Here is a 21,542-nt window from a genome sequence, read left to right on the forward strand (position 1 = left end):
TAATATTTTAAATGATAAAAAGAGGGGCGAAATATTTTCTAAAGGATACTTGTCTCACCAATTGCGTATGTTTTAATTAAGATCCTGAAATTGAATCATCTCACGAAATTCAACGGAAGTTTCTAATAAACTTTTGTAAGTCCCTATAGCTTTAATTACCCCTTCACTCAAGAGAATGATTCGATCTGCATTTTTTATAGTAGATAATCTATGAGCAATCATCACTATTGTGTACTCTCCTTTTAAAGCTTCTATATTATTTTGAATATTAGCCTCAGTTTCTCCGTCTAAGGAAGAGGTAGCTTCGTCCATAAATAAGATATCCACATTTTTATATAATTCTCTAGCAATTGCTAAACGCTGTTTTTGCCCCCCACTAATATTTATACCATTATTTCCCAAGTTTTCATCCTCTTTAAAAGGTAGTTTCATAATGTATTCATATAAGGAAGCTTTTTTTATTGCGTCGATAAATCGACTTTTATTTTCCTCAGTTTTTTCCTCCCAAAAGGTGACATTATTAAAAATGGAATCATTAAATATGGGTGATTCCTGGGATATGTAACCAATCTTGTGTTTAAGGGTATATTTATCTAAATCTTTATAATTATAATTATCAATCATCAAGTTACCCTTTTCAGGAACAAGTAAACCAGCTAAAATATTCATAAGGGTGGTCTTGCCTGAGCCACTTGAGCCTATAAGAGCAACAGTTTCGTTCTTTTGAATATTTAAGTTAATAGAATCTAAGATTCTTGTATCACCATAGCTAAAGGATACATCTTTAATGGAAATTTTAGAGTTAAAATCATTTAATTTTTGTTCGCCGTTCACTTCTTTACCGCTTTTTAATTCTCTTACGAATAAATCCATGTTTTCCAGAGAGCCAGATACTGCTAAAAACCTGTTCCATTCTGCCTGCATGGCCATTAAATAAGTCAAAGCTCGATATAACAACAGTAAGCTTAAAATTATAGAACCAATGTTTGCTCCGAAGTATTTTATTTGTAAAATAATTGTCCCTACTACAACCAAAATGGTTAGCGGTTCCCTGGCCCCTAATAAAATAGAGCTTATGAATCCAATCCTCCTTTGTATATTTTCAATTTTCGTGATACTCTTTATTAATTTTTTAGAATACTTTAAATTCAATCCAGTTGCCTTTAAATATTTAAAAAAGGCTACATGCTGAATTAACAAGCCATGAAAAATGTGGTTTTCACTTGTTATTTCACGGGATAATGCCTTAGATTTTTTATAGAGGAATTTAAAAAACATATTGGTTGCCCCTCCGCCAATTCCTGCCATTATAGCAAAACTAAAGTTAGAGCCAAGAGCCATGACAAGATATACAAAAATCAAGGTTGCATGTTGTATTGAAGTCATATATGATGAAAAAGCCCGGTTAAGTTTTTCAACTTCACCACTAAAAGTATTCTGTATCCGGCCACTATCGGCGGTGACAAAATGAGAATATGAAAATGTATTCATTAAATGTATATTGGTAATTCTTACTGTACGCATGAAGAACTGCATAAAAATCACATCTGCATAGGTCTGGATAAATTTAGCTATTCCTTTAAGTGCAAAAAATAAAAGGATAAGAATCAAGACAGTAAAAATATCGAAAGAGATTCCCCATTGGAGCAAAAGATCTGGAAGGAATTGTAACTTACCCAAATCAGTCGTAGCAGCCTCTCCTTCAGTGTCAAACATTTGAAGAAGAGGAATAAACATGGCCAAACCTAGACCATCTAAGACTCCTACTGTCAAACTAAGGAAAAACATAACGAGCATCCTATATCTCAAATACCGAAAAAAGTAAAAGAAAGAATGAAAATTATTCTTTAAAATTTCTTTTAATTTCATTTATTTTTTATTTAAAAGGATAGATTTATTAATATACCTAGCATATATTCACTTACGACTATAATCATTTGAGTAATCTATAAACTTTCTCTATCATTTTTTTAATATACTTATTTTTAAAAATTAGGTTATATATAATACGATCTTGATAGGAAAGATCTCTAGTGATGATTAATTCCTTGTAAAGTTCTTTTCTGTATTTTTTAGAGATTTTAAAAGATCTAAATGCATTTAATTTTTCTTTTAGAATAAGACCATCAATAAGATTGTTGTAATTACCTCCTGTAATTTTTTTAAAATCATTTAATTTTTGGATATGATTGTGAATCCAAAATTCATTATGAATAGCATTATTTTTTACATTTTTAATTATAGAAGTAGAAGAATTTTTTCTGTAAACTGCCATGTTATGTTGTAAAAATAAAGCGCCATTCAGTGATCCAATAACCTGTAAGAGGTAGTGACCCCCAGTATATTTTTCTACATACTTTAAATAATTATTTAAAATACTACTTCTAAAAAATATACTTGCCATTGGAATTAACCCTCCATTACCTCTAATCACATCCTTTAATCCTACAATTTCTAAATCTTGATATTTTGTAAATTTCTTTGGTTTTATATGGGGTAAGCTTGTTGAATCTAATATATCACATTGATGAAATGAAAGGTTAATATCAAGGTTTTTTTCCATTGCATCAAATTGTTTCTGTAATTTATTAGTATCTGTCCAATAATCATCCCCTTCACAAATAGCGATATATTTACCTCGACATAAAATTAAGGTTGAAATAAAATTTTTCATCACTCCAATGTTTTCTGGCCTTTCAATAAGTCGAATACGATCAGGGTAATTTTTACTATATTTTTTGCAAATTTCTCGAGTTTTATCTGTGGAATAATCTTCCCCAATTACTATTTCATATTCCCCTTTAAAATTTTGTTCTATCGCACCTTTTAAACATTTTTCTATATAGTCTTCTTGGTTATAAGTTATTATACATACGCTAATTAAAGGTGTATCTTCTATCATCACATTTTTGTTTGCAGGAGTCAAAAAACCATATGGAGGTAAAGTAATAAAACAGTAACATGCGTTTATTACATTAGCCAATTTTCAAATTTTTCTTCAATTTTTGGTTAGCAAAATATTTTCAATATTCTCGATACTTGTTGTTCGATTATTCTAAAGAAAATTGTTGCCTACTCCATCCTTTATTTTTATAATTCTGGCGGGGACACCCACAGCTACACAATTATCAGGTAAATCTTTATTCACTAAAGCTCCTGCTCCTACCGTTACATTCTTTCCTATTTTTAGTCGAGGTAAAATAGTAGCATTTGCTCCTATAGAAGTGAAAGCCCCTATCTTTACATTACCAAGTAGAATGGCCCCTGGCGAAAGCTCTACAAAATCTTCAATTATACAATTGTGAGTAATCGTGACACTATAATAAACTAGGCACGCTTTACCTACTTTTACTGAATTGGAAATTACAGCATTAGCTAAAATTGTGCATCCTTCGCCTAATTTAATATTCATATCCCCTATAATAGCTCGGTCAGATATAGAGGATGTGGGGCTCCCCCCGATTTGAGAAAATTTTTCAAATAATTTATAACGGAGTATTGGATTTCCTAATCCCAAAACAAAGCGCTTATCCGTCTTTTGCAAATAGTTCTTTGCTTCTTCAAAATCCTTAAGAACTGGAAATTTATCGAATTTGAAAGCTGAGGAATCTAAATTTACATCATCATAAAAAACCAGAATAGATTGTTCCTCTCTACTGAAATTTTGTAAAAGTTCTGTGGCGAATCCACCTGCACCCAAAATAATCATAAGGAAAGAAGAATTGTTTTCGAAATTAATTTGATCTGCTTTGGACTTAAATTATAATAAAGAGGTAAACACATTACTCTTGTTGAAATATCTTCTGAAATAGGAGTAGGTTGGTAATCTACAATTTCATTATATGTATTTACTGAAGGATAAAAATATCGTCTGGGAAAAATGCTTTTCTCGTTCAAGGCTTCTTCCACTTGTAATAATTTTTCTTCCGATTGAAAAATTACAGGGAAATAAGAGAAATTTGTCTCATTCCTATTGATACGCTGAAATTGCAATTCTTTTCTACCCCCTAGCATTTCTTTATAAAGCAAATATTTTTCCCTTCGATCATCTAGAACTTTATCGAAATATTTTAGATTTATCAGCCCCAACGCAGCATGTATCTCTGTCATTTTCCCATTAAACCCATCCTCTACAACATTTTTATCCTTATCGTGGCCAAAAAACCTAATTCTCTGTAACCTCTCATTTAATTCTGGAGAATTTGCAATACACGCCCCCCCTTCTCCAGTATTAAAAAGTTTAGTTGCATGTAAACTAGTTGCAGAGATATCACCATAGCTCAATAGACTTTTATTTTGATAAGAACTACCTATCGCATGAGCTGCATCATAAATAACTTTTAATTTGTATTTCTTAGCTATTTCTTCAATTTTGGAAACATTACAAGCTGTACCGAAAACATGCACGGGCATAATCGCTACCGTATCGGCGTTGATCAGACTTTCAATTTTATCCTCATCTATATTTAAGGTTTCGGGGTTAATATCACAAAAAACAGGTTTACACCCTTCCCATTTAATAGCACTTACTGTGGCTACCCAGGTAAAAGGAGTTGTAATAATCTCCCCTTTAAGGTCAAGGGCTTTGATAGCCATTTGAAGTGCAATAGTCCCGTTTAGGACAATAGAAAAATTATCGAGATTCAGTTTTTTAGAAAGTTCTGCTTCCAGCCGTTGAACCTTTGGGCCATTATGGGTTAGAATCCCAGAATCCCATACCTCTTCTAGTAATTCTACATATTCCGAAAGTGGAGCTAAAGAAGGTTGGGTCACAAATATAGGTTTGTTTTTATCCATTTGCTTTCTGTTTAATTTCCTGTAACAAGCGTGATTGATTTTTATTTTCCAAATATTCTTTTTTTCTTAACTCTCTGCTTCCAATCACCTCATTAAAATATTCAAGCATATTTATAAAATGATTGGAAGAGGGCAATTCTATATGTTCAAGCCCTTTACTTTTTGTTTCAAGTAATATCGATGGTTTTATGCGATCACCCGCAGTAAAAATCCGATTCGTATATAATTTACCTTCAGTGCCAAGAATTTCGATATTACACTGGTAATAGTTATCAAAACCAAAGTTGATTTGAGAGATAACTCCCCCCTGTTTCTGCTCTAGGGTAGCACTTCCCCAAAGATCTACTTCAAAATCATCACTATAATTAAGTGAAGCACTTGTAACCTCCACCTTTTGTCCAAGAATAATTTGTGAAATCTTTACGGGATAAGCTCCTGCATCAAGTAGGGCGCCACCGCCCAAATCCTTATTATACCTTATGTTATCTTTATCTTGGAAGGGTGGGAAACAAAAACTGCTACGAACATATCTTAACTCGCCAAGTGTACCTTTTTCAATAATATCAAGAATATATTTTAATTGAGGATGAAACCTAAATTGAAAATTTTCTACAAGAGCCAGATCGTTCTTTTTGGCAATATCATTTAGTTTCTCTACTTCAGAAAGATTACACGCCAGAGATTTTTCAACTAGCACATGAAGACCTCGATCTAAAGCATTTCTTACCCATTGAAAGTGCAAAGAATTTGGCAAAGGTATATAAACAGCATCTAATCCATCTTCAAGCATATTTTCATACCCCTGAATAATATTATATGGTTCCTTTGCCAACGAAGGTTTCTTTTTATTCCTAGTCGCTATTCCTCTAAAATCATAAAGCTCCGGAAGCCTGTCCATAGCGGGTATTAATGCCCGTATGGCGATATTTGCCGTACCCAGTACTCCTATTCTAACTTTTTTGGTTTTTAAAATCATAATCTAAAAGATAAAGAAGATAAGAGACTTCTGGCTTGTATGTTAAGATAATTATTATGCTTCAAAAACATTTGAATCTGGTTATAAGTCATCCATACATAATTCTCAGGTAATTCAAGTGGAATATTTTCTTCATCGAAAATTATCATACTTCTATTCTGTTCTTTAAAAAAACGTCCTCCTTCTTCAGATTGATAAGTATCGAAAATTAAATTAGACTTTTGAGCATTAAGAACATATTTAAGAAACGGTAAAGCTTCTATAGATTTTTTCGTTCTATAATTATCGGTAAGACATTGTACAGTAGGAGCTAATTCTATAATATCAAAATTACCGCACTCCAATTTTGCCTGCATAATAAAATGCATCACCCCCTTGATATTTTTACAAATTAAAGCACAAATCCCTTCTTGTACAGGTTTTACCATGGGTTGAGACCAATTTACAACCTCCCGGTTCCCTATCTCAATTTCTGTGGCAATTATTTCAAAATATTTTTTTTCTTTATGATGGATACTTCGATCTGTTATAACCCAATTATCTAAAGAAGATAAAGGAATCTTCTCAATATCCAGTTCAAGATTACACTTATGTGAAGTAATAAATTTGATGATATCATCCAGAGAGTTTTTACATTTCGCATTATAAGCACATGAAGCATAAAGTCCTCTATTGAAATTGTTTTGCTCAAAACTTTGAGAATGTTTTCCTAGGTCATCCGATAGACTAAGTGGAGGTTCAAGCAACGGAATCCCAGAGATAACTGTCCGGCTGTCCATATTAACTATATTGTCAATCTTCATAAGATCTTTAACCTGTCCTAAGGTGAGCCATATAAAATTTTCAAGAATTTCTATGTCTTCCTCCACCTTTATAATGATATTCCTATTTCTTTTTTTTAGGAATCTCGCACCCTGTTCAGATTGTAACTGGTCCAGCAGCACCTGTTCTTTTTTAGCTTCCCTAAAGAAATTCAAATAAGCCGGAATGTTTCCTTTATGTACCTGAGAATAATTACTTTTGGTCGCCTGGAGGGTTGGAGATAGCTGAACATAATTGATATTTCCTGGCTCAATTTTGGCCTGCATTAAAAAATGAAGCACACCTTTAAACTCTTTGGTAATAAACCCAAGGTAGCCGATTTCTGGTTGGTTGATTATAGGCTGTTCCCATTCATGGATCTTTCCGTAATTAGTAGAAGCACGAATCCCATCTATTGAAAAGAATTTTCCGGAATCATGTCTCAAAGCTCCTTCCCTAAAACTCCAGTTTTTTAATTCTGAAAAAGGAATTTCTCGAATACTAACCTTAACTTTCCTATTTTGCTCCTTGATCCATTTAAGTGCATCGGAAGTTGGATTAAGTATATTTTCTTCTTCAAAAAGACTTTTAGTAAAAAGATTATTCAAATAGTTATTCATAGGTGTTCCTCCAAATTAGATAGGGTTCACATTTTTATATTATAGAATCACTCAGTTGTTTCAAGTATTTCCCATAATTAGATTTACCATATTTTTTTGACAGTTTTTTGAGATCAGGTTTCCTAATAAATTTACTTAAATATGCTACCTCTTCTATACATCCAATCATGGTACTCTGTCTATTTTGCAGTACTCTTATGAATTCAGTAGCGTCATCTAGAGATTCTACCGTTCCAGTATCGAACCAACTCATTCCTCTTGTCATTTCTCCAACCTCAAGGTTTCCAGCTTCCATGTACATTTTATTAATTGTAGAGATTTCCTTCTCACCTCTATCAGAAGGTTTCACTTTTTTAGCATATTCCACTACTTTATTATCGTAAAAATATAAACCAGGAATAGCAAATTTAGATTTAGGTTTAGCAGGCTTTTCCTCTATGCTTTTAACTTTCTTATTATCATCAAATTCTACGACTCCATAGCGTTCAGGATCTTTTACAGGATAGGCAAAAATAGAAGCACCTTCAATATTGATCTTACTTCTCAATAAATTCACTAATCCATTGCCATAAAATATATTATCGCCCAAAACGAGTGCTACTTTCTCTTTGTCTATAAATTTTTCACCAATAATAAAGGCTTCAGCCAGCCCAGTAGGTTGTTCTTGTATAGCATACTGAAAATTACATCCCAACTCGGTACCATCTCCTAATAATTTTTTAAAAGATACTTGGTCGTGTGGTGTTGTTATTATTAATATATCTTTTATACCCGCCAGCATCAAAACTGATAGAGGATAATAGATCATCGGTTTATCGTAAACCGGAAGTAATTGCTTACTTACAGCAATAGTAATTGGAAATAATCGAGTTCCCGATCCACCAGCAAGAATAATACCTTTCATATTGTTTTAATTATACTGATTTATATAGTATTCCCTATATTTTCCTGAAGTCACGCTATCCAACCATTCCCTATTCCCCAAATACCAATCAATTGTCATTTCTAATCCTTGTTCAAAAGTGACCAAAGGTTTCCACCCTAATTCTGTGTTGATTTTGGATGCATCTATTGCGTAACGTTTATCATGCCCGGGACGATCCTTTATATAGGTAATCAAATTCTGGGATGAACCTACCTGTCGGCTTAATTTTTCATCCATAATCTTACATAATAATTTCACCAGATCTATATTTTGCCATTCATTAAACCCACCTATATTATAAGTTGACTTGTTCTTCCCTTTATGAAAGACAAGATCTATTGCATTAGCATGATCTATAACATATAGCCAGTCTCGGGTGTACTTGCCATCCCCATAGACTGGCAATGATTTATTCCCTATGATATTATTGACAAAAAGAGGGATCAGTTTTTCCGGAAATTGGTTTGGCCCATAATTGTTAGAACAGTTAGTAATAATATAGGGTAAACCATAAGTTTCACCATACGCTCTAACGAAATGATCAGAACTTGCTTTTGAAGCTGAATAAGGAGAGTTAGGATCATATGATGTGGTTTCTGTGAAAAAACCAGTTTTCCCTAAAGTACCGTATACTTCATCGGTGCTAATATGATAAAATAACTTGTCCTGTAAATTATCTTTCCATATTTTTTTAGATGCATTAAGTAAATTCATAGTACCAATAACATTGGTCTTAACAAAAGCAAGAGGATCGGTAATCGAACGATCTACATGAGATTCTGCCGCTAAATGAATAATTTTATCAAAATGAAATTTTTCAAATAAGGCATCTATTCTTGCAGTATCATTTATATCTCCTTTTAAAAACGTATAATTTTCTGCATGCTCAATATCTTTTAAATTCTCAAGATTTCCTGCATAGGTCAAAGCATCTAGATTATATACTTGATACTGTGGATACTTTTTAACAAACAAACGAACTATATGAGATCCAATGAAACCTGCTCCTCCTGTTATTAAAATATTCATGTTATTTTATTTTGTAAATTGATAAGTAACAACAAATAAAATCTATCCTTTTTTCAGATTTTTAAAATATTCAATAGTGCTTTTTAAACCTTCCATGAGTTCAATTTCTGGAATCCAACCTAATTTATTTTTTGCGAGATCAATTATAGGCTGTCGTTGCATAGGATCATCTTCTGGTAGTTCTTGAAATATCAATTCACTTCTACTACCCGTCAATTGAATAATCTTTTGCGCAAGTTCTATCATCGTAAACTCTCTAGGATTTCCAATATTAACAGGCCCCGTAAAACTTTTATCAGAATTCATCATTTTTACCATTCCTTCTATCAAATCGTCTACATAGCAAAAACTTCGCGTTTGCTTTCCATCCCCATATATCGTTATATTTTGATTTTTTAAGGATTGGACAATAAAATTGCTAACAACTCTCCCGTCCAATGGATTCATTTTTGGTCCATACGTATTAAATATCCTAATTACCTTAATATCAACATTATGCTGTCGGTAATAATCAAAAAACAGAGTTTCTGCACAACGCTTACCTTCATCATAACATGCTCTAGGTCCTATAGTATTAACATTACCCCGATAGGACTCCGGTTGCGGATGAATTTCAGGATCTCCATATATTTCACTGGTGCTAGCCTGAAGAATTGGAATTTTTAACCTTTTTGCCAATCCAAGCATATTGATTGCTCCTATTACACTAGTTTTTGTGGTTTGTACAGGATCGAACTGATAATGTATTGGACTAGCAGGGCAGGCTAAGTTATAAATTTGATCTACCTCGACAAATAGTGGATGGGTTACATCATGTCTTAATAATTCAAAATTTTTATTATCTAAAAGATGGTGAATATTTTTTCTTGAACCAGTATAAAAATTATCCACACAAAGAATTTCATTTCCTTCATTTAATAATTTTTCACATAAATGACTTCCTAGAAATCCAGCTCCCCCTGTAATTAAAATTCTTTTCATAATTATTATTAGTTACCTATAGCATAAAATTCAAAACCAATTTCTTTTTTCTCCTCTTTTTTAAGTAATCTACGTCCATCAAATAAAAATGCAGGTTTAAGCATATTATCATAAATTTTTTTCCAGTCTAAGTGTTCAAATTCATCCCATTCTGTGAGGACAGCAATAGCATGTGCATCTTCACAAACTTTATAGGGATCATTTAATACAGTTACCCGACTTCTGTTTTCTTTTTCAGATCTGGTTCCCAAATAATTCAAATCAGCATAAATTTGTTCTTTAGTAACTTTGGGATCATAAATTACAATATCGGCCTGTTCGTTCAGTAAATAATCAGCTACATATATTGCTGCAGATTCTCTGGTATCATTAGTATCCTTTTTAAACGCCCAACCTAAAAAAGATATTTTCTTGCCAGAGACTGTATTGAAAAGAGTTTTTACAATATTTGCCGCAAATCTTTTCTTTTGATGATCATTCATAATGATTACCTGCTCCCAATAATCTGCTACCTCATTGAGACCGAAACTTTTTGCTATATAGACCAAGTTTAAAATATCTTTCTGGAAACAACTTCCACCAAAACCTACTGAAGATTTTAGAAATTTTGCGCCAATTCTTGAATCCATACCCACTGCTTTAGCAACCTCATTAACATCAGCTCCGGTTTTTTCACAGAGTTCACTCATTGCATTAATACTGGAAACCCTTTGTGCTAAAAATGCATTTGCCGTAAGTTTAGAAAGCTCTGATGACCAAACATTCGTTGTCAAAATATTTTCTTTCGGCACCCAATGATTATAAATATCAACCAGTGCCTGAACTGCTTCTTTTCCTTCCTCGGAATTTATATCACCACCTATAAGCACCCTATCCGGTTTCATTAAATCTTTAACAGCAGTGCCTTCAGCTAAAAATTCAGGATTGGAAAGAATTTGAAAGTTCACGCCATTTCCAGTGTTTTCAAGGATATTTTTTAATGCTTCCGCAGTTCTTACGGGTAAAGTAGATTTTTCTACTATTATCTTATCATCCTTCGCTACCCGGGCTATTTGCCTGGCACACAGTTCGATAAATTTAAGATCGGCAGCCATCCCTTTACCCATTCCGTAGGTTTTAGTTGGCGTATTGACAGAAATGAAAATTAGATCTGCTTTATCGATGGCAGCATCCACATCTGTCGAGAAAAATAAATTTCGATCCCTAGCTTCTGCAACAACTTCGGAAAGACCTGGCTCATAGATGGGAATATTTTCTACATCTTTATCGTTCCAGGCTGCGATCCTTTTTTCATTTATATCAACAACGGTTACATTTATTTCCGGACATTTTTGGGCAATAACGGCCATGGTTGGGCCCCCGACATATCCAGCTCCAATGCAACAAATATTTTTAATTTTCATGATTTTCTCTATAGTTTTCGGTCACACTTTTCTCCCAAAACACCTTTTACATCATAGACCACAGCATTTGGATTTTTCAATAGATTAAAATCTAAATCTAAAAATTCCTTATGAGCAACGGTAAGCACAATAGCATCAAAATTACCTTTTGGTAATTCTTTGGAAGTTTTTAAACCATATTCATGTTCCACTTCTACTGGATTGGCCAATGGATCGTAAATCGTAATTTCCACTCCATAGTCCTTTAGGTTCTTTATGACATCAACAACCTTAGTATTTCGTACATCCGGACAGTTTTCTTTAAAGGTTATTCCCAAGACAAGAATTTTAGCTCCTTTTACTTTAAGGTCATTTTGAAGCATTAATTTAACCACTTCAGAGGCTACATATTGTCCCATAGAATCATTCATCCTTCTACCGGCAAGAATAATCTCAGGATGATATCCAATTTCCTGTGCTTTTTGTGCCAAATAGTAGGGATCAACGCCTATACAGTGCCCACCTACCAAACCTGGTTTAAAGGGCAGAAAATTCCATTTTGTACCCGCTGCTTCAAGGACATCATGCGTATCAATATTCATCATATTGAATATTTTCGCCAGTTCATTAACGAAGGCAATATTGATGTCCCGCTGAGAATTCTCAATTACTTTTGCTGCTTCTGCTACCTTAATGGTAGGTGCAAGATGGGTTCCTGCAGTAATAACTTCGGCATAAAGATTATTTACTTTTTCGCCCACTTCCGGGGTAGAACCGGCGGTAACCTTTAAAATTTTTTCGACAGTATGCTCCTTATCTCCCGGATTGATTCTTTCCGGAGAATATCCAACGAAAAAATCTTCATTGAATTTTAAACCGCTAACCTTTTCCAGAACCGGAACACATTCATCTTCTGTTACCCCGGGATATACCGTAGATTCGTAAATAACGATATCCCCTTTCTTCAAAACCTTACCAACGGTTTCGCTGGATTTATAAAGCGGTGTTAAATCTGGGCGATTATTTTTATCTACCGGTGTAGGAACCGTAATAATATAATAATTACAACTTTCGATATCCTCAAGATTGGTTGAGCAGAAAAGACCTTTTTCTTCGGAATTGGATTCTTTTAGAGCTGATTTAAGCAGATTCTCTTCCACTTCAAGGGTGGAATCTTTTCCTGCCATTAATTCCTTGACCCGGTGTTGATTGATATCAAAACCTACTACCGAAAATTTCGTTGCAAATAATCTGGCCAGTGGTAAACCAACATATCCAAGACCTATTACTGCAATTTTATCTTCTAACATTTACTTATTTTAAATTGTGCCAATACCAATCCACAGCCTCTTCAAGACCTTCCTGAATATTATGCGTTGGCTGATATTTCAATAATTTTTTAGCTTTATCTACTGAGGCCAGGGAATGAGGAATATCACCTGCCCTGTTAGGACCATGTTTTATTTCCACCTTGGCGATTTCTGAATCATATTCAGAAAGATATTTTTTTAAAAGTTCTGTTAATTCCAGTAAGTTCGTTCTGTCTCCTACTGCCGTGTTATAAACCTCATTTAATGCCGCTTCATTTTCTGAAGTTATCGCCAGCAAATTCATTTGCACTACATTATCGATATATGTGAAATCTCTTGAATAAGTTCCGTCACCATTTATAACCGGACTTTCATGTTGCATAAACTGCATCACAAATTTTGGAATCACTGCGGCATATGCTCCATTAGGATCTTGCTTTCTTCCAAATACATTAAAATATCTTAAACCGATGGTATCTAAATCATAGGCATCTTTAAAAATATCAGCATACAATTCATTTACGTACTTTGTAATGGCATATGGTGAAAGGGGCTTGCCAATTTTATCTTCCACTTTAGGCAAAGCTTCAGAGTCCCCATAGGTTGAAGAGCTGGCGGCGTATACAAATCGTTTGACACCTGATTCCTTCGCTGCAACCAGCATATTAAGAAATCCTGAAACATTTACGTCATTACTAGTAATAGGGTCCTTTAAAGATCTTGGAACAGATCCTAAGGCTGCTTCATGTAAAATAAAATCTACACCGGAACATGCATTTTTGCAGGTTTCTAAATCACGAATGTCACCTTCTATAAGAGTAAAATTAGGCCTATCGATAATTTTATCGAGATTGTATTTGTGGCCGGTAGCAAAATTATCAAGACAAATCACATTTACATCTAAATCAACCAGTTTTTCGCAAAGATTTGATCCTATAAATCCGGCACCTCCTGTTACTAAAACTGTGGAATTTTCTAGCTTTTTAAACTGAGATTCACTCATAAAAGTTTTTGCTTTATTAAGTCGGCAAATATAAGTAAACTAAAATCCTTAAATCCTAATTAAAACTTAAACAAAATTGAAAACGTTAATTTTTATTTTATATTAGCTTTTTGCTAATTTCAACAAATAGCTGCCATATTCATTTTGAATCTAACTCAACAATTTTGTCAACAAAGTTTTAAACTGATATTTTAACTTCCATATATTAATTTGCACCTCCAGTAATTAATATTTTTTGATCCAAATCTTTTGTAACCATAACTTTAAAACGTGGTTGATTCTAAATGCATCATGGTAGTTTTAACGATAACTTCAGAAAATTCACTGCTGTTCTTATGTCCCTCTATCCGTTCGCTCAATAACTCTGTGGCCTTTGCCCCAATTTCTGCCGCGTGTTGCTCTATGTAACTAATAGATGGGGAAAGGTATTCGGCGATTTCACTGCTTATATATCCAATGATTTTTAAGTCTTCAGGCACTTTTAAATTATGCTCATAGGCGATTCTAGAGGCTAAAATTGAACTCATAAAATCTGTACATAATAAAGCTTCTAAATCATTTTCAGTGATAAGCTTATATATTTTAGTTTTTAAATCGTCCATATTGGTACTGGTAGCAGTAAACATTTCATCAGGCGCCATCCCATCCTGATAACCTTTCATCCTCAGTTTGCCCACTCCAACATGATGAATTGCCGAAGCCAGCCCTATTCTTTTACATCCTTTAGATTTAAAAAATTTAGTAGCATCATAAAAGCTTCTTTCATCATTTACCCCAACTTTATCCGCAGGTATATCAATATTAATACGGTCATAGATCACTAAAGGAATTTCATAATCTACCAATGAAAAGAGGTGGTCATATTCCTGTTTTCGTTGTGTTTCTTCGGAAACCGCAATTAAAACCCCATCCACAAAACCGGATGTGAGAAGATCACAAATCTGCTTTTCCCGGTCTAAAGATTCATTTGATATATAAGTAATCACCTGTAAATTATTTTTCTGGGCCTCTGCCTCCATTCCAGAAAGTACTCCGGCAAAAAATGTATTAGAAATGTTGGGAATCACAACCCCAATCGTCCCAGTTTTATTCTTTTTCAGGTTAACGGCAACCGGGTTTGGTCTGTAGTTATGCAAAGCTGCAAGTTCCTTGACACGATCAGCGGTTTTCGGACTAATTTCCGGACTATCGTTCAAAGCCTTCGAAACAGTAGAAACTGAAACATTGAGTAGTTTCGAAAGTTCTTTTAAGGTGATTTTTGTTTTCATGGACCAAATTTATTTTGCAGCTAGCCTATAAAAGGTTAGTTTGCTGAGAAATTCAAATTTGAAATCTTTCAGTCTTCAAATATAATTAATGTGTTTCAGAAAATTCATCATATCAACATTCATCCTGAAAAACCAACTTTAATTTGGGATGGGGACTGTGGCTTTTGTAAATTTTGGAAAACACGCTGGGAATTAAAAACCGAAAACAGTATCGTTTTCAGAACTTTCCAGGAAGCGGCCGATAACTTTCAGGAAATACCTTTAAAAGAGTTTAAAAAGGCCAGTAGGCTTATTGATACTGAAGGAAATGTATTTAGCGGCCCAGATTCTGCCTATCGAAGCCTGTGGTATGGCGGTAATAAATTCTGGCATCATTTATATAAAAAATCCTCCATATTTTGTGATATAAGCGACCATACCTACAATCATATCGCAAAAAACAGAAGCTTTTATTTTAAAGCAACCCATCTTTTATTTGGAAAAAACCCTAGGAATCTCAAACCATACTGGCTCCTTTATCTTTTTGCGGTGATCTTGATTTTTTTCCTCTTATGAAATTTCTAAAAAAATACTGGTTTTATATCCTGGCTGCATTCATTACCATTATTGGTATATGGACCGGGTGGTATTACTTCTTATTAATTATCTTTCCGCTAACAATTTTTCAGAAGAAAAATAAAGAAGAAGAATGAGAACTCCATAAAATTTCTCAAGTTAAATTTATACTAAACCCCTCGTCGTTTTTGCTATACCGTTACATTCAGAGTAATTTACCGTTTAAATTAAATTTAAGATTATGAAAGATTACGGAACACTTTCCCAAGCCATAAATAAATTAAAATTAGAAGAAGGTTACGAACATGATTTTAATTTATTAGACGAAAAAATTGAAATAAAATCTGCCAAAGAAAGCTTCGGAGTTGAAGAGTTTGAAGTGGATAAAGTGCTGCGCTTTGAAGGGATGAGCAATCCTGATGACAATGCCATTCTCTATGCTATCACCACAACCAATGGTAAAAAAGGAGTCCTTACAGATGGTTATGGAATATCCGGTGGTCAAATCTCAAAAAAGCTAATGAATAAATTAGACTTAAAAGATAATCGTCCTACGGAATAAGTTTTACAGGCGTTAAATTTCTATTAAATTCCTTATTAAAATTTAGCAGAGCTAAGTTTCATTGTATTTTCGTATTGATTTTGTAAAAACAATAAATAAAAACTATGAACTATTTAGGATTAGATACTAAAAAAACGGAAAAGGTTGTGGAAGACCTTAATATTCTCTTAGCAGATTATCATCTCTACTATCAAAAGCTTAGAAATTTTCATTGGAATGTCATTGGTAGAAATTTCTTTGATCTTCACGAAAAATTTGAAGAGTTATATGACGAAGCTAAATTGAAAGTGGATGAAATTGCCGAAAGAATTCTAACTTTACGATTCCAACCCACCAGTAATATGAGTGATTACCTAAAGATGTCTAACTTAAAGGAATCCCCATCCGAGCTTACCGATAGCGAAATGATTACAATTTTATTGGAAGATCATGGAACTTTATTAAACCAAATGAGAAAGGTTGTGGAAACTGCAGATAAAGCGAGCGACGAAGGCACGATTGACCTGATTGGGGCATATATTCGTGAATTAGAAAAGACCAGTTGGATGTTGGATTCCTGGAAAATGAAAACTAAAGCAACCCACAAAGAAATTAAATAATAAATATCAATAAAATAATACATGGAAGGATTTAATATTGAAGATTCTATAAGAGGCATTTGGGATAAATTAGGAAACTGGCTCGATGCTGCAATCCTGGGATTACCAAATTTCATCTTAGCCGTAATCGTATTTATAATCTTTATTATAATTGCCAAATATGTAGGCAGTGCTTTCAATAAAATCTTTCGAAAAAGCATCAAACAGGAATCCATACGGCAAATGGCCATTAAGGTCATTAAAGCCATTATTATTCTCATAGGTTTCTTTTTTGCCCTTGGTTTACTAAATTTAAATACCGTTTTAACTTCTATTCTTGGAGCAGCAGGTGTTGTTGGTTTAGCTATTGGCTTAGCGCTTCAGGGTACTTTGAACAATACATTTTCCGGGGTAATTTTAAGTTTCTTACCAGAAATCCAAATTGGAGACTGGGTGGAAACTAATGGTTTTGCAGGTTCAATAACTGAAATTAATCTTCGGAATATTGTTATTAAGCAATCTGATAATAATTATGTAATTATCCCAAACTCCAAAATTGTGGATGAACCCTTTAAGAACTTTTCCAGAACGCCGCGATCAAGGGTTTTTATCCATTGTGGCGTAGGTTATAAATCTGATCTGGAAATGGTCCGTGATTTGACCATTAAAGTTTTGGAAGAGCATTTTCCGCAGAGGGGAAACGAGGAAGTAGAATTTATGTATCAGGAATTTGGCGATAGTTCCATAAATTATGTCGCCAGGTTTTGGACAGATGTCACCAAGAACCGTGATATTTTAATCGCACAGAATAAAGCCATTATTGAAATTAAAAAGGCTTATGACGCGAAGGGAATAAATATTCCATTCCCTATAAGAACTATCGATTTCACCAATAGTCTTTCTCTTTCTAATAAAGACTAATAAATTTTTAAAGCAAAAAAATCCGGCAGATTGTGATCTGCCGGATTTTTTTATTATTGAAGTTTTGAGCTTAAAATTTAAAACCAAATCCAAAGCTTAGCCTTGCTCCTTCGTTCCCGGAGAACACACTAAAATTCCCCTGAACACTATCCGCAGAAGTTATCCATAATCCTCCCCCATAACTGTCGTGCCATAATTTACTATCCTGGCCATCTGTCCAAACCCTACCCAGATCATACCCGGTATAAATACCTAATTGAAAAGGAAGAAAACTGGTTTTTATGGTGTTGAAAGTATAACGAAGGTCTGCTCCTGCTCCAAATGCACTTTTACCCTGGTATCTTTCCAGCCTATATCCTCTTAAACCATTTCTAGCCCCCAATTTGGCCGCCTGGTAAAACTCAAATTCCTGGCCCATATTTATTTGTGCTTCTGCCCTTGTTTTAAGGACCAGTTTTCTGTTTTCAGTTAAAGAATTATAGAATCCCATATATGGTTTAAAGTATCCATATTGCCTCTCGAGCTTTGCGGTATTCTGTTTATAGCCCAGATTAAGTTCGAAGAGCATCCCCCTGGTGGGATTTAGAGCATTATCATAACTTTCATAACGATACATCCCATCTAATCCGGCGAAGTACTTGCGATCGAAAAATTCAGGAGTATTACTTAAATAAGTATCTGCTACATAACCATCTTCCTGTTTTACATCTACACTTTCAAAACTTGTTGTTAATCTGAAAAAACTACCGAAAGGTGTCTTATTCACCAAAGCTGCTTTTACTCCAATTTCATTTAAGCCCACTCGATTATAATCCATTCCCAACTCATCGTCTGGATTATAAGTTTCGTTTCCAAATCCGAAGAAGTTATGTGTAAACTCGGGACTTGAGTAATTAGCCCCTAAAAGCAAATTAAATTTACCCACGATACTGGCAAATTCAGCAGTATAATCTAGGGCGAAACCATTGGTCGCTGTGTGAAATTCAGCTCCAATAGAATGTTGGGTGGTAAAAGGATTCCTTTTGAATTTATTGATAGATTTTACGAATTTCAAACCTATATTATACTCTTCATCAGGATTATATTCAAAATTCGGGATAATACTTCCAGATGAGAAAGTTTTCTTATCCTTATCGTACGTATTTATCTCATAATTATCTGTGAACCTAAAAGAAGCCCCACCATCTTTCTCTACCGTGTTTGGTAAAGATTTGTGATCATACAATTTTACATTACTACTATTCTCGATATTATAAATATCGTTATCCTGACCTCCAATCACACGTACAAAAATTGGACTCGTACCCTCACCTTTTACTGAAATTCTGTCGGCATCATCAAGACCATACACCCAAATTTCCCCCGTTTCTTCTGGCTTATATATTTTATCACTTAAGCTTTCGGCTCTTTCGCCATCTTTATTTCGGGTAATGGTCACCCTGGTATTTCCATCTTCCAATCGTTCCACATCGATAAAATCATCTTTATCGCTTCCGGTTACAATAGCCAGGCTGGCCATATGATCATAGTATCTTAAAGCAATATCTACAATCTTATTTCTTCTTGCTTTTACATTAGATATAAGTTCATCTGTAATTTCCCCCTGAGTTTCTTCGGGCAATTCAGCAAATGCTTCTTCAATAACTTCATCTGTTAAATGTTCATGGATATAAACCGCTTCATCCAGCCAGGCCTGCTTCCCTTCATTCTGAATTAGGGATCTATCTAATCCTAAAGCTGCAATATTGAACCATTCCACATCCTGAATATCATCACCATATACTGCAAATTGATTTGCAAACCCGGTTAAAGCCCTTAGGGTTCCAAAAAATGCTCCGTCAAAATTTGAAAAGACCTGATCCCTATCCCTTGGAATTGGTTCAAAATGATGGATTCCATTTGCGTCCTCAACTTCAGCCCATCTCCATTGATCCTGATGGCGATCCCAGTCCCCTACCAACATGTCAAATATCCTGGCGCGAACATATGCTTTTTCATCCAGCACATATTTTTCATCTCGCCGCAATCTTTCGATCATATCTGCCGTGCTTATAATATCATGATTAGGCATTCCAAAAGATTTATAATCTTTCCAACCCTCTTCCGGTCTTTCAACGATCATATATATATCATCTCCATGCACAGAATTGTATTTACCTAAAGCCTCCTGTTTTGGAAGATAAAATACCTTCGGATTTGTATGAAATACACCGGCAGCTTCACTTAATTTAGGGATTGCCAGAAAACCATAAGGATGGGCCGCTGTATAAAAATCGGCAATCAAATTTTCAGCTACCGTATTTTCCAGCTGATTTTCAACCTGCTGATTTTTAAAAGCAACATTCTGAAGAAATTGCAGCGCATCTTTTCGCACTCTTCTAATATTATAATCCCTCCCCAAACTATCTTTCATACGAAGTGATACAGTTTGGTGACCTCCACCTTCACGTACCACTTTAAGCCCTCCATAAAGTGTATCCAAATCGGCAACTTTTAATGTTACATCAGTTCCATATAGTTTCCGGTAACGTTCGCCCCAAACGGTTTTGTGTACCGTGCTTTTTTCTGTTTCGTCATCCTTATATATTGAAGCGGTCATTTCCTTGGGAAAACTATCCGGATAATCTTTAAAATCATAGGGCACGGGAGTTTTAAAAATTTCTTTCTGATACATCAATTTTGGCTTATTTTCCTCGTTCCCGTAAAAACTCACCCAGGAAGAACCATCAGTAAAGACATCAACTACCGCAAAACCCTGGGCTGGATAAGCGAATAATCCATCGTTACTTAAGGTCGCATAGGAACCTTTGGAGCCAGAACCGCTCACGATTTGTTTTACACTATCATGTTCGATATATTGTAATGAATGTTCGTGCCCAGATACAAACAAAGCCCGCTCACTTCCACGGGCGATCGTAGCCAAACGGGTAGCTAAAGATTTATATCGGTTATTTTGTGCATCCTGAATAGAAACTCCTCCTGTAGTTCTAATTAAAGTAGCGAGAGAAGCTAAAATTGGTAATGGAATTTTCTTCTGGGAAGGATATAAATGCCTGTCCAACGTATATTGTCCTCCATGTACTCCATTGGTATAAATAGGATGATGCAGGGCAATAATCACCGTTTTATTTTCATTTTGCTTTAATTCCGATTCCAGTGCCAGGAACATCCCTTCCCTGGTTTTGATCTGGTCGCAATTATCATTAATTAAGGGATTATCGTCCCAATCTTCCAAATACCACTGAGAGTCAATCACTAAAAGTTGAATATTATCTGAAATCTCTATAGATTCAAATCCGCAACCAATTTCCGGGGCCCAAAGTAAAATTTCTTCAAATTTACTTTTCAAATAATCCTTCTGGCGCCGTAGTCCTGTTAGTTTTTCATTATACCAATCGTGATTTCCGGGAATAAATATTACTTTTCCCTCATAATTTTCAATGGCATCTAATTGGGCATCTAACCTATATTCGGCCTCTTCCCTGTCTAAAGAACTTTCGGGGGGCATTCCTCCAGGATAGATATTATCCCCAAGGAAAATTGAATAATTTTCGGTCTTATTTACTGAATCAAGGAAAGATTTAAAGGCTAACAAACCTAAGGAAGAACCGCCAGGTGGGGAATATCCCCCATCCCCAAGAAGGTAGAAAGATTTTTCAATTTCTTTATTTTTTGGGTATTCCCAATCCTTTTTGGCTTCACCCTCCCTGTATTTGGCAGTATAGGTAGCACAGGAAAAACAGGAAAAAACCAGAATAATAATTGGCCAAACGTTAAGATTTCTCATAGAAAAAGTTGGTAGGAATTTTTGTAATTTGGTCTGACAATTTAAGA

General features: G+C 34.5%; 18 protein-coding genes. 4 read left to right on the forward strand and 14 right to left on the reverse strand.

Annotated features, from left to right (window positions below; all coding sequences use genetic code 11):
- Positions 1–72: 72 nt before the first annotated feature.
- From DHD80_RS13950 to DHD80_RS14010, 13 genes are all read right to left on the reverse strand, one after another.
- Positions 73–1,869, reverse strand: a complete 1,797-nt coding sequence (locus tag DHD80_RS13950) for an ABC transporter ATP-binding protein (protein ID WP_251742069.1) — start codon at positions 1,867–1,869, stop codon at positions 73–75.
- A 64-nt stretch (positions 1,870–1,933) separates the two neighbouring features.
- Positions 1,934–2,902, reverse strand: coding sequence for a glycosyltransferase (locus DHD80_RS13955; RefSeq protein WP_251742070.1), 969 nt, complete (start codon positions 2,900–2,902; stop codon positions 1,934–1,936).
- 153 nt (positions 2,903–3,055) lie between these two features.
- Positions 3,056–3,709 carry an acetyltransferase gene (locus DHD80_RS13960; protein WP_251742071.1) on the reverse strand — a complete coding sequence of 218 codons (654 nt, stop codon included), beginning with the start codon at positions 3,707–3,709 and terminating at the stop codon, positions 3,056–3,058.
- On the reverse strand, positions 3,706–4,797 hold the full coding sequence (locus tag DHD80_RS13965) for a DegT/DnrJ/EryC1/StrS family aminotransferase (protein WP_251742072.1): 1,092 nt from the start codon (positions 4,795–4,797) through the stop codon (positions 3,706–3,708). The genes DHD80_RS13960 and DHD80_RS13965 overlap by 4 nt, the downstream gene beginning before the upstream one ends.
- Positions 4,790–5,773 carry a Gfo/Idh/MocA family oxidoreductase gene (locus tag DHD80_RS13970; RefSeq protein ID WP_279347049.1) on the reverse strand — a complete coding sequence of 328 codons (984 nt, stop codon included), beginning with the start codon at positions 5,771–5,773 and terminating at the stop codon, positions 4,790–4,792. The genes DHD80_RS13965 and DHD80_RS13970 overlap by 8 nt, the downstream gene beginning before the upstream one ends.
- On the reverse strand, positions 5,770–7,194 hold the full coding sequence (locus DHD80_RS13975) for an NDP-hexose 2,3-dehydratase family protein (RefSeq protein ID WP_251742073.1): 1,425 nt from the start codon (positions 7,192–7,194) through the stop codon (positions 5,770–5,772). The genes DHD80_RS13970 and DHD80_RS13975 overlap by 4 nt, the downstream gene beginning before the upstream one ends.
- 34 nt (positions 7,195–7,228) lie before the next feature.
- A complete protein-coding gene (rfbA, locus tag DHD80_RS13980; protein WP_251742074.1) occupies positions 7,229–8,098 on the reverse strand; it encodes a glucose-1-phosphate thymidylyltransferase RfbA in 870 nt (289 codons plus the stop codon).
- 6 nt (positions 8,099–8,104) lie between these two features.
- Positions 8,105–9,148, reverse strand: coding sequence for a dTDP-glucose 4,6-dehydratase (rfbB, locus tag DHD80_RS13985; RefSeq protein ID WP_251742075.1), 1,044 nt, complete (start codon positions 9,146–9,148; stop codon positions 8,105–8,107).
- A gap of 42 nt (positions 9,149–9,190) precedes the next feature.
- Positions 9,191–10,129 carry a UDP-glucuronic acid decarboxylase family protein gene (locus tag DHD80_RS13990; RefSeq protein WP_251742076.1) on the reverse strand — a complete coding sequence of 313 codons (939 nt, stop codon included), beginning with the start codon at positions 10,127–10,129 and terminating at the stop codon, positions 9,191–9,193.
- Positions 10,130–10,137: 8 nt separating this feature from the next.
- On the reverse strand, positions 10,138–11,532 hold the full coding sequence (locus DHD80_RS13995; protein ID WP_251742077.1) for a nucleotide sugar dehydrogenase: 1,395 nt from the start codon (positions 11,530–11,532) through the stop codon (positions 10,138–10,140).
- Positions 11,533–11,540: 8 nt separating this feature from the next.
- Complete coding sequence (locus tag DHD80_RS14000) at positions 11,541–12,821, reverse strand: nucleotide sugar dehydrogenase (protein ID WP_251742078.1); 1,281 nt, start codon at positions 12,819–12,821, stop codon at positions 11,541–11,543.
- 4 nt (positions 12,822–12,825) lie between these two features.
- On the reverse strand, positions 12,826–13,824 hold the full coding sequence (locus DHD80_RS14005; RefSeq protein WP_251742079.1) for an SDR family oxidoreductase: 999 nt from the start codon (positions 13,822–13,824) through the stop codon (positions 12,826–12,828).
- A 263-nt stretch (positions 13,825–14,087) separates the two neighbouring features.
- A complete protein-coding gene (locus tag DHD80_RS14010; protein ID WP_251742080.1) occupies positions 14,088–15,092 on the reverse strand; it encodes a LacI family DNA-binding transcriptional regulator in 1,005 nt (334 codons plus the stop codon).
- 90 nt (positions 15,093–15,182) lie between these two features.
- Between DHD80_RS14010 and DHD80_RS14015 the strand changes: the two genes are divergently transcribed.
- The 4 genes from DHD80_RS14015 (at position 15,183) to DHD80_RS14030 (ending at position 17,708) form a co-directional block, all read left to right on the forward strand.
- Positions 15,183–15,647 (forward strand): DCC1-like thiol-disulfide oxidoreductase family protein, encoded by a 465-nt coding sequence (locus DHD80_RS14015; RefSeq protein WP_251742081.1) that lies wholly within the window; start codon positions 15,183–15,185, stop codon positions 15,645–15,647.
- A 241-nt stretch (positions 15,648–15,888) separates the two neighbouring features.
- Positions 15,889–16,209, forward strand: coding sequence for a phosphoribosylpyrophosphate synthetase (locus DHD80_RS14020; protein WP_251742082.1), 321 nt, complete (start codon positions 15,889–15,891; stop codon positions 16,207–16,209).
- A 104-nt stretch (positions 16,210–16,313) separates the two neighbouring features.
- A complete protein-coding gene (locus tag DHD80_RS14025; RefSeq protein ID WP_251742083.1) occupies positions 16,314–16,808 on the forward strand; it encodes a Dps family protein in 495 nt (164 codons plus the stop codon).
- A 21-nt stretch (positions 16,809–16,829) separates the two neighbouring features.
- Positions 16,830–17,708 carry a mechanosensitive ion channel family protein gene (locus tag DHD80_RS14030; RefSeq protein WP_251742084.1) on the forward strand — a complete coding sequence of 293 codons (879 nt, stop codon included), beginning with the start codon at positions 16,830–16,832 and terminating at the stop codon, positions 17,706–17,708.
- 70 nt (positions 17,709–17,778) lie between these two features.
- Here DHD80_RS14030 and DHD80_RS14035 read toward each other — a convergent pair whose 3' ends face one another.
- The gene (locus tag DHD80_RS14035; protein WP_251742085.1) at positions 17,779–21,495 is read right to left on the reverse strand and encodes a metallophosphoesterase; all 3,717 of its coding nucleotides are present in this window, start codon (positions 21,493–21,495) and stop codon (positions 17,779–17,781) included.
- Positions 21,496–21,542 lie beyond the last annotated feature (47 nt).

The sequence above is a fragment of the Gramella sp. AN32 genome, from assembly GCF_023718305.1.
GTDB classification, from domain to species: Bacteria; Bacteroidota; Bacteroidia; order Flavobacteriales; family Flavobacteriaceae; genus Christiangramia; species Christiangramia antarctica.

Bases quoted from the DNA above. Each gene is read 5' to 3' on its own strand.
- DHD80_RS13950 (WP_251742069.1), bottom strand. From the start codon at position 1,869: ATGAAATTAAAAGAAATTTTAAAGAATAATTTTCATTCTTTCTTTTAC.
- DHD80_RS13955 (WP_251742070.1), bottom strand. From the start codon at position 2,902: ATGATAGAAGATACACCTTTAATTAGCGTATGTATAATAACTTATAAC.
- DHD80_RS13960 (WP_251742071.1), bottom strand. From the start codon at position 3,709: ATGATTATTTTGGGTGCAGGTGGATTCGCCACAGAACTTTTACAAAAT.
- DHD80_RS13965 (WP_251742072.1), bottom strand. From the start codon at position 4,797: ATGGATAAAAACAAACCTATATTTGTGACCCAACCTTCTTTAGCTCCA.
- DHD80_RS13970 (WP_279347049.1), bottom strand. From the start codon at position 5,773: ATGATTTTAAAAACCAAAAAAGTTAGAATAGGAGTACTGGGTACGGCA.
- DHD80_RS13975 (WP_251742073.1), bottom strand. From the start codon at position 7,194: ATGAATAACTATTTGAATAATCTTTTTACTAAAAGTCTTTTTGAAGAA.
- rfbA (WP_251742074.1), bottom strand. From the start codon at position 8,098: ATGAAAGGTATTATTCTTGCTGGTGGATCGGGAACTCGATTATTTCCA.
- rfbB (WP_251742075.1), bottom strand. From the start codon at position 9,148: ATGAATATTTTAATAACAGGAGGAGCAGGTTTCATTGGATCTCATATA.
- DHD80_RS13990 (WP_251742076.1), bottom strand. From the start codon at position 10,129: ATGAAAAGAATTTTAATTACAGGGGGAGCTGGATTTCTAGGAAGTCAT.
- DHD80_RS13995 (WP_251742077.1), bottom strand. From the start codon at position 11,532: ATGAAAATTAAAAATATTTGTTGCATTGGAGCTGGATATGTCGGGGGC.
- DHD80_RS14000 (WP_251742078.1), bottom strand. From the start codon at position 12,821: ATGTTAGAAGATAAAATTGCAGTAATAGGTCTTGGATATGTTGGTTTA.
- DHD80_RS14005 (WP_251742079.1), bottom strand. From the start codon at position 13,824: ATGAGTGAATCTCAGTTTAAAAAGCTAGAAAATTCCACAGTTTTAGTA.
- DHD80_RS14010 (WP_251742080.1), bottom strand. From the start codon at position 15,092: ATGAAAACAAAAATCACCTTAAAAGAACTTTCGAAACTACTCAATGTT.
- DHD80_RS14020 (WP_251742082.1), top strand. From the start codon at position 15,889: ATGAAAGATTACGGAACACTTTCCCAAGCCATAAATAAATTAAAATTA.
- DHD80_RS14025 (WP_251742083.1), top strand. From the start codon at position 16,314: ATGAACTATTTAGGATTAGATACTAAAAAAACGGAAAAGGTTGTGGAA.
- DHD80_RS14030 (WP_251742084.1), top strand. From the start codon at position 16,830: ATGGAAGGATTTAATATTGAAGATTCTATAAGAGGCATTTGGGATAAA.
- DHD80_RS14035 (WP_251742085.1), bottom strand. From the start codon at position 21,495: ATGAGAAATCTTAACGTTTGGCCAATTATTATTCTGGTTTTTTCCTGT.